This window comes from Coprococcus sp. RTP21204st1_G4_RTP21204_210225 (genome assembly GCF_040915385.1).
In the GTDB taxonomy this organism is placed as follows: domain Bacteria; phylum Bacillota; class Clostridia; order Lachnospirales; family Lachnospiraceae; genus Allocoprococcus; species Allocoprococcus comes.
In genome coordinates, this window is sequence record NZ_JBCPDP010000010.1 from 35,051 (window position 1) to 47,182 (window position 12,132).

The 12,132-nt window shown below is 44.2% G+C and carries 12 protein-coding genes; all 12 read left to right on the forward strand.

The annotated features are described in order from the left end of the window. Positions 1-52 precede the first annotated feature (52 nt). The 12 genes from AB5213_RS10580 (at position 53) to AB5213_RS10635 (ending at position 12,130) form a co-directional block, all read left to right on the forward strand. Complete coding sequence (locus AB5213_RS10580) at positions 53-1,732, forward strand: PucR family transcriptional regulator (RefSeq protein WP_252198796.1); 1,680 nt, start codon at positions 53-55, stop codon at positions 1,730-1,732. 89 nt (positions 1,733-1,821) lie between these two features. Then, on the forward strand, positions 1,822-2,511 hold the full coding sequence (locus tag AB5213_RS10585) for a GTP pyrophosphokinase family protein (protein ID WP_022220798.1): 690 nt from the start codon (positions 1,822-1,824) through the stop codon (positions 2,509-2,511). Positions 2,512-2,651: 140 nt separating this feature from the next. Further along, a complete protein-coding gene (locus tag AB5213_RS10590) occupies positions 2,652-3,503 on the forward strand; it encodes an energy-coupling factor transporter ATPase (RefSeq protein WP_008373161.1) in 852 nt (283 codons plus the stop codon). Continuing rightward, entirely contained in the window at positions 3,488-4,351 is an 864-nt protein-coding gene (locus AB5213_RS10595) for an energy-coupling factor transporter ATPase (RefSeq protein WP_022220797.1), read from the forward strand. The genes AB5213_RS10590 and AB5213_RS10595 overlap by 16 nt, the downstream gene beginning before the upstream one ends. Next, complete coding sequence (locus AB5213_RS10600; protein WP_215634173.1) at positions 4,348-5,172, forward strand: energy-coupling factor transporter transmembrane protein EcfT; 825 nt, start codon at positions 4,348-4,350, stop codon at positions 5,170-5,172. The genes AB5213_RS10595 and AB5213_RS10600 overlap by 4 nt, the downstream gene beginning before the upstream one ends. Before the next feature lie 11 nt (positions 5,173-5,183). Continuing rightward, a complete protein-coding gene (gene truA, locus AB5213_RS10605) occupies positions 5,184-5,930 on the forward strand; it encodes a tRNA pseudouridine(38-40) synthase TruA (protein WP_022220796.1) in 747 nt (248 codons plus the stop codon). A 246-nt stretch (positions 5,931-6,176) separates the two neighbouring features. Further along, positions 6,177-6,947: an acyl-CoA dehydratase activase gene (locus AB5213_RS10610; RefSeq protein ID WP_022220795.1), complete on the forward strand. Its 771-nt coding sequence runs from the start codon at positions 6,177-6,179 to the stop codon at positions 6,945-6,947. Positions 6,948-6,952: 5 nt separating this feature from the next. After that, the gene (locus AB5213_RS10615; protein ID WP_022220794.1) at positions 6,953-8,104 is read left to right on the forward strand and encodes a double-cubane-cluster-containing anaerobic reductase; all 1,152 of its coding nucleotides are present in this window, start codon (positions 6,953-6,955) and stop codon (positions 8,102-8,104) included. Beyond that, positions 8,105-8,638 carry a GNAT family N-acetyltransferase gene (locus AB5213_RS10620; RefSeq protein ID WP_215634174.1) on the forward strand — a complete coding sequence of 178 codons (534 nt, stop codon included), beginning with the start codon at positions 8,105-8,107 and terminating at the stop codon, positions 8,636-8,638. A gap of 177 nt (positions 8,639-8,815) precedes the next feature. Continuing rightward, complete coding sequence (locus tag AB5213_RS10625) at positions 8,816-9,907, forward strand: FAD:protein FMN transferase (protein ID WP_215634175.1); 1,092 nt, start codon at positions 8,816-8,818, stop codon at positions 9,905-9,907. 28 nt (positions 9,908-9,935) lie between these two features. Further along, positions 9,936-11,693, forward strand: a complete 1,758-nt coding sequence (locus AB5213_RS10630) for an FMN-binding protein (protein WP_215634176.1) — start codon at positions 9,936-9,938, stop codon at positions 11,691-11,693. A gap of 2 nt (positions 11,694-11,695) precedes the next feature. Further along, entirely contained in the window at positions 11,696-12,130 is a 435-nt protein-coding gene (locus tag AB5213_RS10635; protein WP_055156073.1) for an FMN-binding protein, read from the forward strand. Positions 12,131-12,132 lie beyond the last annotated feature (2 nt).

The window sequence follows — 12,132 nt, forward strand, 5'->3', positions numbered from 1 at the left end:
ACAAGAATTTTCATGAATGTTACACTGAGAAAATAGGAGAAAAACAGACTGTATGAGGGGGATAAGTGCAGTCAGGCAGGAGACAGAAATGGGTATCGCAATACAGGAATTATTATCGCAGGAATATTTTAAGGATTTTTACGTTCTGGCGGGGGCAAAGGGACTGCACCGTGAGATCCAGGGGATCACAGTTATGGAGGCACCGGATGCATTTCACTGGACAAAAGGGAAGGAACTGGTACTTTCATCAGGGTACGTTATTGCAAAGGAACCGGATTGTATTGAAAAAGCGTTCCGGGAGGGAAGTGTCCAGAAATCAGCGGGAATGATGATCAAAAGAGAACGATATCTGGAGAAGATACCGGAGGAGATACTGGAGCTTTTTGAACAGTATGAGGTGCCCCTTATCTCCATGCCATTTTCAGCACCATGGATGGAAGTGATGAGCCAGATTAATACTGCTGTGCTGAACCGGACCATACGCAGGCTGCGGATCAATACCAGTCATATGACATTTCAAATGTCGAATGTTTCATATAAAGAGCAGAAGATCAAGCGGATCCTGCAGGCGATGGAGGCTGAGATGGGTTTCCCGGCATTTTTATATGATTTTGTAGAAGAAGAGGCGTATTACAGTTCGATGAATTTTCAGAAGATAGCGAAAGGATTCGGACTTAAAACAGAGGATTTCTGGGAGCCGTCAATGCCGTATACCCGGCATACGCTTTGTGATTACATGGACATGGTGAGATACCGTCTTGTGAATCAGAGTCACCAGGAGGGACCGAGAATCAGCTGGATACGGGTCCCGATTTCTGTAAATGGAAGTGTACAGGCGTATTTTGCCGTGATGGAAGCGCGGGAATTCCTGGATTATTATGATGAGTACAGTATCCGGATTGCCTATCTGATGCTGCAGGGATTATATGAGCAGATCGTAGCGGCACAGAACATGGGAAATATCGGATTTGAGAACTTTGTGTTATACGCTTTGAGTGCAACGGAAGATGATACACAGAAGATGATGTTTCAGGCGAATGTACAGGGAATTTCCATGAGTACAAAATACAGGTATGTATTGTTCCGGCGCGCGGACAATCAGGAAGAACTTCCAAACCGGAGAAAAGAGATCCTTGAGGCTTACAGGAAAAGCAGTCTGATCAAATATGCCAGAATCGCAATGATCGGAGAAAATGTGGGAATTCTTTTTTTGGAAGACAGAGAAGAAGACTGGGAGAAAGGTCATATCCTGGCACTTCTGGAAGAATTCCGGAGAAGAGTTCTGAAGAGCTGTCCGGAGACGGCACTGGAATTTGGTTATTCACTGGATGCCGCTTCTCTGGGGCATATCCGTCAGAGCATAGAGAAATGCCAGAAAGCACTGAATATGGGAAAAATGATTTATCCAAACCTTTTTGCATGGGAGTATTCTCAGCTTGGTGCACTTGCATGGCTGGATATCCCGGAAGAAGAGCTTACTCATATGCTCTCGACTTACAGTGTACTTCTGAAAGATGAAAAGAATATCGAGCTTTTAAAGACTTTAAAAGTATATCTGGAAAATAATATGAACTACAGCGCAACAGCTGAAAAATTATATGTACATATCAATACGATCAGGAAGAGGATCGACAAGGTAAACGAACTTCTGCAGATTGACTGGAGCGATAATATTGCACGGATGAATGCAGAGCTTTTACTGCGCTTTTTGAATCTGGAAGAAAAAATTTAACGTTTCCTTGAACAAGAATTGATGATTTTCAGGGCAAAAGATGATACAATATATATTGTGTGAAAAAAAAGACAAAAAGGGAGATGCCTATGCCAAAGAAACAGAAGGCAAAGATAAAGCAGAAAAATAAGTGCCCTGAAAAGCTGATCCGGACAGAGGCTGCAAAAGAGATTGCAGAGATAGACCGTTCGCTTCAGGATCAGAAGTATCAGCTCAGATGCAGAGCTGCAATCGATCTTCTTACAGCAAAGCTGAATATGATAAATGCAGATCTTTCGCGCAAGAAACGCCATGTTGTGATCAACCAGATCAGCAGCAGAGTGAAGACGGCAGAGAGTATTTATACAAAACTGATCCGGAAAGGCCTGGAGCCGGATTTTGACACGGCAAGAGCAGAACTGAAGGATTTGATCGGAATCCGCGTGGTCTGTCCATTTGAAGATGAAGTGTACGAGGTCGCAGACCGTCTGAAAGCGCAGGGAGATGTACAGATCATCCGTGAGAAAGATTATATTAAGAATCCCAAAAAGAACGGATACAAGAGTCTTCACATGATCGTGGAGGTCCCAATTTATTCATCCAAAGGACCACTGAAGGAAAAGGTGGAGATCCAACTCCGTACGGTGGCAATGGATTACTGGTCTGTGCTCGAGTACCAGATATTTTATAAGAAGACAGAGAATGAAGAGGTTGCAAAGGAATTAAAAACCTATGCAGATGAAATTTCTGAGCTGGATGCAAAAATGCTGAAACTCAGGGATAAGATTGAAAAAATGTAGTAGAAACACAGGGAAAGAATGTGCGAAGGCGCATTCTTTTTTTGATACAATCAGGAAATCAATTGCATAGGCATTCCAGTTAGGTTATAATCTAGTACAGTATGGACAGATAAATTACAGAATGGATATGAGGAAATACCATGAAAATGATCAAGACAGATAAACTTGTATTTGAATATGCAAAGCGTGACGAAGAAGGTAATATTATAGGGAAAAGCCGCGCTATTGATGAGGTATCGCTGGATATCGAGCCGGGACAGTTTATTGCGATCCTGGGGCATAATGGCTCTGGGAAGTCTACACTTGCAAAGCATATGAATGCCCTGCTGGTTCCGTCTGACGGAACCATGTGGGTAGACGGAATGGACACGAAGGAAGATGAACATCTGTGGGATGTACGTCAGAGCGCCGGAATGGTATTCCAGAATCCGGATAATCAGATCATAGGAACGGTCGTTGAGGAAGACGTGGGATTTGGTCCGGAGAACCTGGGCGTGCCGACAGAGGAAATCTGGCAGAGAGTGGAAGATAGCCTGAAAGCGGTTGGGATGATTGAATATCGTCACCATTCACCGAATAAATTGTCCGGGGGGCAAAAGCAGAGGGTTGCAATCGCCGGTGTCATGGCAATGCGTCCAAAGTGTATTGTACTGGATGAGCCAACTGCGATGCTGGATCCGAATGGAAGAAAAGAAGTACTTCGAAGCGTGATGGAGCTGAGAAAAAGAGAACACATTACAGTGATTCTGATCACCCATTATATGGAAGAGGTTGTAGATGCAGACCACGTATTCGTAATGGATCACGGTCATGTGGTAATGCAGGGAACACCGAGAGAAATCTTTTCACAGGTGGATACTTTAAAGCACTACAGACTGGATGTGCCGCAGGTGACGATCCTTGCTGATGAACTGAGAAAAAGAGGACTTGATATTCCGGCGGGAGTTTTGAAGAAGGAAGAATTGGTGGAGATATTATGTCGATTAAATTAGAACATATCAATTATGTATACAGTGAAGGAACTGCATATGAAAAGCATGCGCTGAAGGATGTATCCCTGGAAATCCCACACGGTGAATTTGTCGGGATCATTGGTCACACCGGCTCCGGTAAATCGACACTGATCCAGCACCTGAACGGACTGATCAAGGCGACAAGCGGAGCACTTTATTACAACGGAGAGAATATTTACGGAGAAAACTATAACTTACGTGAGCTGCGAAATCAGGTCGGGCTGGTCTTTCAGTATCCGGAGCATCAGCTTTTTGAGGTCAATGTACTTCAGGATGTCTGTTTTGGACCGAAGAATCAGGGACTTTCACCGGAAGAATGTGAAAAGCGGGCAAGAGAGGCGTTGCAGCTTGTTGGTCTCAAAGAAAAATATTTCGATCATTCCCCGTTTGATCTGTCAGGCGGGCAGAAAAGACGTGCAGCGATCGCAGGTGTACTGGCAATGCGTCCGAAGGTACTGGTTCTGGATGAACCGACTGCAGGACTGGATCCGAAGGGAAGAGATGAGATCCTGGATCAGATTGCCTATCTGCACGAAAAAGCAGACATGACTGTCATTTTAGTTTCCCACAGTATGGAAGATATTGCAAAATATGTGGATCGTATTATTGTGATGAATAAAGGCAGCGTCATGTTTAATGATGTGCCAAAGAAAGTGTTTGCACACTACAAAGAACTGGAGAGTGTGGGACTTGCGGCACCACAGGTAACGTACATCATGCATGCGCTGAAGGAAAAGGGAATGGATGTTCCGACAGATGCAACCACGATAGAAGAAGCAGCGGATGGCATTATGAAAGCACTGAAGAAGGAGAGGGCAGCCAAATGATTCGAGACATAACGATTGGACAATATTATCCGGCTGACAGCCATATCCATAAGCTGGATCCGCGTGTGAAGATTGTATGCACACTGCTGTATCTGATTTCTCTTTTTACATTTAAAAGTATTTTGGGATATGTACTTGCGACTGTGTTCCTGTTTGGATGCATTAAGCTGGCGAAGGTACCGTTTAAATTCATTGTCAGAGGACTGAAGCCAATTATCATTCTGCTTCTGATCACAGTAGGTTTCAACTTATTTCTGACACCGGGCGGAAAGACACTGGTCCATGTGGGCTTTATCAAGATCACGGAGTACGGCTTAAGCACAGCGGTTTATATGGCGATCCGGCTGATCTATCTGATTATGGGATCCTCACTTATGACACTGACAACTACACCGAATTCACTGACAGACGGTCTGGAGAAGCTTCTTCACCCATTGAATAAGCTCCATGTACCGGTACATGAGATTTCGATGATGATGTCGATCGCACTTCGTTTTATTCCGATCCTTCTGGAGGAAACGGATAAGATCATGAAGGCACAGATTGCCAGAGGTGCGGATATGGAAAGTGGAAATCTAATCCAGAAGGCAAAGGCAATGATTCCGATCCTGGTTCCGCTCTTTGTATCCGCATTCCGCCGTGCCAATGATCTTGCAATGGCAATGGAAGCAAGATGTTATCGCGGTGGCAATGGCAGAACCAAGATGAAACCTCTGATTTATAAGAGTGCTGACCACATGGCATACCTGATTACGATCCTGTATGTTGTGATCGCATTTGTTGTTGGAAGATATGTTCCATTCAAGCTGTGGATCTTTTAAGGAGTCATAAGATGAGAAGAATCAGATTAACAGTGGCTTATGATGGAACAAATTATTGTGGCTGGCAGATCCAGCCAAATGGAATTACGATCGAGGAAGTGCTGAATAAGGCAATCTGTAAGCTCACCGGAGAAGAGATTCAGGTGATAGGGGCGAGTCGGACGGATTCCGGGGTTCATGCAAGAGGAAATATTGCTGTGTTTGATACGGAAAGCAGGATACCGGCAGAACGTTTTTCTTATGCCCTGAATCAGCGTCTTCCGAAAGATATTGTAGTTGTAAAATCAGATGAGGTGGATCTTAACTGGCATCCACGTTATCAGGATACTCTGAAAACCTATGAATATCATATCATCAATACGAAAGTGCCGATTCCGACAGAGAGGCTTTATAATTACTTTGTAAGTTTTGACCTGGACGTGGGGCAGATGAGACGCGGAGCGGCTTATCTGGAAGGAGAACACGATTTTGCACCATTTTGCTGTATCCGTACTAATGCAAAGACAACGGTGCGGACAATCACGGATTTGCAGATTCTGCAAAGCGGAGAGCATATTACGATCCGGATTACGGGAAATGGATTTTTGTATAACATGGTGCGCATCATAGCCGGGGTACTGGTGCGTGTCGGAAGAGGATTTTACGAACCGGAAAAGGTAAAGGAACTTTTGGAAGGCGGAGAAAGAACCAGGGAAGCGGTCACGGCACCGCCGCAGGGACTCTGCCTGATGGAAATCCGCTATCAGAATGAAGAATAGTGCATGAGTCTGCTTTTTAGGCAGGCTCATTTTTTAACAGGAGATTCCGAATAGAAGGTATTACATATCGGAGAAATTTTACAATAGAAAAACTCTATAGAGAAGTCGGACTATCCGGATAAACAATAAGTAAAACAGGCAGTTTTATTGAAGAAATATTATGAAAATGTTATCCTAATAATCAGAGGCATTTTGGAAAAACAGCATAGAAACAGGATGTCATTAAAGAGAGAAAAGGGAAGAAATATGAATTATGTAGGAATTGATATCGGATCAACAGCATCCAAGGTTGTTGTTGAAGGAGATAAGAAAGAACATTTCGTACTGCCGACAGGATGGAGCAGCAAAGAGACTTGCGAAAAGATCAAGAATAAGTTGCTTGAGATGGGGGTAGATGTTACCTCAGATGATACAAAGGTAGTTGCTACAGGATATGGAAGAATCGCAGTTGATTTTGCAGATCATGTAATTACAGAGATTACCTGCCATGCCAGAGGTGGTCGTGAACTTGCAGGGGGGGACTGTTCGATCATTGATGTGGGAGGACAGGATACGAAGGTGATCATTGTACAGAATGGAATGGTATCTGATTTCCAGATGAATGATAAATGTTCGGCGGGAACAGGAAAGTTTCTGGAGATCATGGCGAACCGTCTGGGTGTTACGATCAATGAATTATTTGATATGGCGGCAGCAGGAGAAGTTATTCCGATCAGCTCACTTTGTACGGTATTTGCCGAATCTGAGGTGATTAACTATATCGGAGAAGGAAAAAAGCGTGAAGATATTGCGGCCGGAGTTGTAGATTCTGTTGCCAATAAAGTAGTGCAGCTTGCGCAGAAAAAGGAACTTGGAGACAGAGTGATCCTGACCGGAGGACTCAGTCACAGCATTTATTTCACAGGAATCCTGTCAGACAAGCTGGATCAGAAAGTGGAATCAGAAGAGTTTGGCCGTTTTGCGGGGGCATACGGGGCAGCACTTCTTGCCAGAGAAAAAAAGGATAAAAGGAGATAATGAAAATGGAACTGATTAAAGATTTACCAGAGGTATTTGAGGAATTCGCAGAGCAGAGACAGAAATCGTTTCTGGCTGTCAAGGAGTTAAAAGAGAAAGGGGTTCCGGTTGTTGGATCGTACTGTACATATTTCCCGAAAGAGATTGCAATGGCGATGGGGGCAGGATGCGTAAGCCTTTGCTCAACTTCTGATGAGACAATTCCGGAAGCAGAGAAAGATCTTCCGAAGAACCTCTGTCCGCTGATCAAATCAAGCTATGGATTTGCAAAGACAGATAAATGTCCGTTCTTCTATTTCTCAGATGTAGTAGTTGGGGAAACAACCTGTGATGGTAAGAAGAAGATGTATGAATATATGTCAGAATTCAAAGATGTATTTATCATGGAACTTCCGAATAGCCAGAGAGAACCGGGACTTCAACTCTGGAAAGGCGAGATCATCCGTTTCAAGGAATATCTGGAACAGAAATTTGGCGTGACGATCACGGAAGAGCAGATCCGTGAAGCTGTAAAGACAGAGAATCAGGCACGTCGATCCTTAAAGAAACTTTATGAAGTAATGAAATATGATCCGGCTCCGATCAAAGGACAGGATCTGTTCAAAGTTCTGTACGGAAGCACCTTCAAATTTGACCGTTCCCTGATCCCGGGTGAAGTGGATGCTCTTACTGCGAAGATTGAAAAAGAATATGCAGAGGGCAAGAGAGAAGAGAAGAAACCACGTATCCTGATCACAGGATGTCCAATCGGAGGAGCAACTGAAAAAGTAATCCGTGCCGTAGAAGACAACGGTGGTATTGTTGTAACTTTTGAAAATTGCAGCGGTGCAAAATCCATTGACAAGCTGGTAGACGAGGACGCAGAAGATATCTACGATGCAATCGCAAGAAGATACCTCAGCATTGGATGTTCTGTTATGACGCCGAACCCGAATCGTCTGGAGCTTCTTGGAAGACTGATCGACGAATATCAGGTAGACGGTGTGGTAGATATGATCCTTCAGGCCTGTCATACCTACAATGTGGAGACCAATACCATCCGCAAGTTTGTAACAGGTGAAAAGGGAATTCCGTATATCAGTGTGGAAACCGATTACTCTCAGGCAGACATCGGACAGCTGAACACCAGACTTGCTGCGTTTGTTGAGATGCTGTAAATGGAGAGTACGACGAAGAGAAATGCGTTTCAGTTCCGCAGGGCGAATGAGGAGGATCTTCCTGAAATCTGTCGTATAGTAAAGCTTGCCAGAGAAAGTGTTCCCGTGAAAGAATGGTTTGAGGCAGAGGATGAAGAATTTCTTGCAAAGCATATCCGTGAGGAAGGATTTACCCTTTTGGCAAAGAAAAATGGACAGACTGCAGCAATCATGATTGTCCGTATTCCCGGACTGGCAGAGGACAACCTGGGAGAATATCTGAAGATTTCCAGGGAAGAAATGAAGCGGGTTGCGCATCTGGAGATTGCTGTTGTAGTACCGGAGTATCAGGGATACGGACTGCAATATGAGCTTTTCTGTCAGTCAGAAGCAATCGTAAAAAATAAGCAGATGAGGTATCTGATGGCAACAGTTCATCCGGATAATATATACAGTTTTCGCAATATGGAAAAGCTTGGAATGAAGACAGTTCTCGAGACAAAGAAGTATGGCGGGAAACGAAGATATGTTATGAGTAAAACATTAGAATCTTAGAAAGAAACGAAAGAGCTTATGGAAAATGTAATGGCACATTTTTCATAAGCTCTTTTTGAATACAAGTATGAATTGTAAAATGAGAAAGTTTCTTAACTAACAACTTCAATGTTGACATACTAACTTGCGGTAATATAAACTATTCTAAGTTAGAAAGTACAAACAAGAGGAAACAGAATGAAATTCAAAAATAAAATCATTGTGGTCTGTCTGTGCGCATCTGTATTCGCGGGTGGATGCGGTCAAGGTGGTCAGAATACAACAAAGAGTAAAAATAGTGAAGGAACAGCCAGTTCGAAGGAAAGTACAGAACGAACCTCTCAGGATAATGAGGTATCAAAAGACATTTTTGCAATGGATACCTATATGACAGTGACAGCATATGGAGAAAAAGCACAGGATGCGGTGGATGCCGCTGAAGCAGAGATTGAAAGATTAGATACACTTTTATCAACGGGAAATGCAGACAGTGAGATTGTAAAACTGAATGAACAGAAAAGTGCAACACTTTCAGAAGATGGCGGATATCTTGTGAAGCGCGCACTGGAACTGAATAAGGAAACGGATGGGGCATTTGATATCGCAATTTATCCGGTTATGGAGGCGTGGGGATTTCCGATACAGAATTTCCGTGTCCCATCAGCTGACGAACTGACAGGGCTTCTGAAGCATGTGGATGCAGCGAAGATTTCATACGATAAGGATACGAGAGAAATCTCTTTTGAAGATGACCAGATGAAAATCGACCTTGGAGGAATTGCAAAAGGCTATACTTCTTCGCGGATTATGGATATTTTCAAAGAAAACGGGATTACAAGTGGTCTGGTAAATCTGGGTGGAAATGTACAGGCACTCGGAACCAAGACAGACGGAAGCAACTGGCGGGTTGCGGTACAGAGTCCGGACGACACAGAGGATTATCTGGGAGTTTTATCTATTCAGGATAAAGCGGTGATCACATCTGGTGGATATGAACGCTATTTTGAACAGGATGGTGTGACCTATCATCACATTATTGATCCAAAGACCGGATATCCGGCAGAGAACGGACTGGTATCTGTCACAATCGTAAGCTCGGACGGAACCCTTGCAGATGGGCTTTCCACCTCCCTTTTTATCATGGGAGAAGAAAAAGCGGCAGAGTTCTGGAAGGTGCACAGTAATGAGTTTGAGGCGATCTTTGCGACAGATGACGGGACGATTTATGTGACAGAAGGTCTGAAAGACAGCTTTACAACGGATCTTGACATGAAGGTTATTACGAAATAATTTGCGTGAAATGAGAGGATAATGAGAGATGGACATCAAAGAAACCGGTAAAAAATTAAAACCGTTTGCACCCGTTCTTTCAGTTGCACTGGTTACGGCGTGCGTGGCAGGCTCTTTAAGTGGATATGAGGCTCCGGTCTATGCAGCGACACAGGAAGAAACACCGGTAAAAAAAGAAGAAACAAAAGAGAAGAAAGAAGAAAAAAAGACAGCAGCCAAAGGAACATTTGACTTGGAGGATGGTGTGTATAAGGGAACCGGAACAGGGTATGCAGGAGACATCACCGTATCGGTACTGATCAAGGACAAGCAGATCGTTTCGATTGATATTCTGAGCTCTTCCGATGATGCGGCGTTTTTCACGCGTGCGAAAGCGGTGATCGACAAGATCATCGAAGGACAGATGCTGGATGTGGATACTGTATCGGGAGCAACGTTCAGTTCCAGAGGAATCATCAGCGCGGTAAAAAATGCGCTGACCGGGGAAAAGGATACCAGTGAGACAGGACAGGCGCAGTCCGGTCAGACAGGGGCGGCGGCAGGAAGCTCAACTAGTGTGGCACAGGTAGAAGATGTGGCAGCGTATAAGGACGGAACTTATTACGGTTCGGGAACCGGATTTGGCGGTCCACTGAAGGTTATGGTAGAAATCAGCGGAGGGAAGATCGCATCCATCCAGATTGTGGAGAACAGTGACGGAAGCGATTATATTTCCAAAGCAGCTTCTCTGATTGATTCTATTATTACGACACAGAGTACTAATGTGGATACGGTGTCAGGGGCAACCTACAGCTCTGTTGGAATTATCCAGGCAGTCCGGGATGCACTGGGTCAGGCGGCGGTAAATGGTACATCGGACAGCACGCAAAATAACAATAACAACAGTTCGTCAGATGACGATAGTTCTACTGTAACCGGAACTGTTCCGTACAAGGAAGGGATCTATTACGGAACAGCAGAGGGTTACAGCGGAGATGTATCCGTTGCAGTCGTGATCCAGGAAAAGACGATCAAAGCAATCCTGATCACAGAAAGCTCAGATGATGAAGCATTCTTTAACCGCGCAATGGATGTTGTGAAAAAGGTGATAAGGACACAGAAGACAGACGATGTAGATACGGTGTCAGGAGCAACCTACAGTTCCAAAGGACTGTTAAATGCGATCAAGAATGCACTGAAACAGGCAGAGAAAGTGACAAATGGAGAATCCATTGATGAGAAGCCGGATTTGACAGAATTAAAAGAACTGATCGAGAAAGCTGAGAAGTTGGAAGAAGATAAATACACAGAAACAAGCTGGGCAGTTCTGCAGACCAGACTTGCGGACGCAAAAGATACACTTGAGGAAACGAAACAGACTGCGGTTGATAAAGCGGTGGAAAAGCTGAAAACAGCAATTGCTCAGCTGGAATCAAAAGATGGAAAAGACGAAGAAAATACAAAATATGTCAGTGGAACTTATGAAGTGACCGTTCCGTGTACGCCGGATGAAGACGAAGACTTTGAAGAGTATGAGTTGACAATGTCGGTGGAGATCCGCAACGATAAAATTGTGTCAATTACGGATATCACAGGCGATGGTGCAAGCAGTAATGACAGCTATATTAAGAGAGCGGTAAATGGTACTTCAAGCATAAAAGGTGTGGTATCCCAAATCATAGATAAAGGAATGCCGGAGGATATTGATACTGTTTCCCGTGCGACCTGCTCTTCCAATGCAATCCTGGAAGGATGCAAAAAAGTACTGGAAGCAGCAGAAAGACCGACAGATATGGAGGCTGAATAACAATGAGAGAATTCTGGGTAAGACTGGTAAGTATGCTCGCGATCGTGGGAGTTCTGCTGGGATACAATTCAGTGCTGGATGTGCGTGCGAAAGAAGATGAGATCGCCCGGCTTTCCGCACAGGTTGCCGGAAACGGACAATCAGACAGTGAAAATGGAGGTTCCACAAACTACAAGGACGGAACCTATACCGGGGAAGCTGATGGATTTGGCGGAACGATTCAGGTAGAAGTGAAGATTGAGAAAAGCAAGATTGCAGAGATCAATGTGATATCGGCAGAGAAAGAAGACGGAGCATACCTTTCCATGGCAAAGGATATGATTCCGAAGATCATCGATGCACAGAGCGCAGATATAGATACGATCAGTGGTGCGACATTCAGCTCGACCGGAATCAAAAATGCATCGGAACAGGCTCTGGAAAAGGCGGTAAAGTAACG

Coding starts and splice junctions, on each gene's coding strand:
- AB5213_RS10580 (WP_252198796.1), top strand. CDS start 53: ATGAGGGGGATAAGTGCAGTCAGGCAGGAGACAGAAATGGGTATCGCA.
- AB5213_RS10585 (WP_022220798.1), top strand. CDS start 1,822: ATGCCAAAGAAACAGAAGGCAAAGATAAAGCAGAAAAATAAGTGCCCT.
- AB5213_RS10590 (WP_008373161.1), top strand. CDS start 2,652: ATGAAAATGATCAAGACAGATAAACTTGTATTTGAATATGCAAAGCGT.
- AB5213_RS10595 (WP_022220797.1), top strand. CDS start 3,488: ATGTCGATTAAATTAGAACATATCAATTATGTATACAGTGAAGGAACT.
- AB5213_RS10600 (WP_215634173.1), top strand. CDS start 4,348: ATGATTCGAGACATAACGATTGGACAATATTATCCGGCTGACAGCCAT.
- truA (WP_022220796.1), top strand. CDS start 5,184: ATGAGAAGAATCAGATTAACAGTGGCTTATGATGGAACAAATTATTGT.
- AB5213_RS10610 (WP_022220795.1), top strand. CDS start 6,177: ATGAATTATGTAGGAATTGATATCGGATCAACAGCATCCAAGGTTGTT.
- AB5213_RS10615 (WP_022220794.1), top strand. CDS start 6,953: ATGGAACTGATTAAAGATTTACCAGAGGTATTTGAGGAATTCGCAGAG.
- AB5213_RS10620 (WP_215634174.1), top strand. CDS start 8,105: ATGGAGAGTACGACGAAGAGAAATGCGTTTCAGTTCCGCAGGGCGAAT.
- AB5213_RS10625 (WP_215634175.1), top strand. CDS start 8,816: ATGAAATTCAAAAATAAAATCATTGTGGTCTGTCTGTGCGCATCTGTA.
- AB5213_RS10630 (WP_215634176.1), top strand. CDS start 9,936: ATGGACATCAAAGAAACCGGTAAAAAATTAAAACCGTTTGCACCCGTT.
- AB5213_RS10635 (WP_055156073.1), top strand. CDS start 11,696: ATGAGAGAATTCTGGGTAAGACTGGTAAGTATGCTCGCGATCGTGGGA.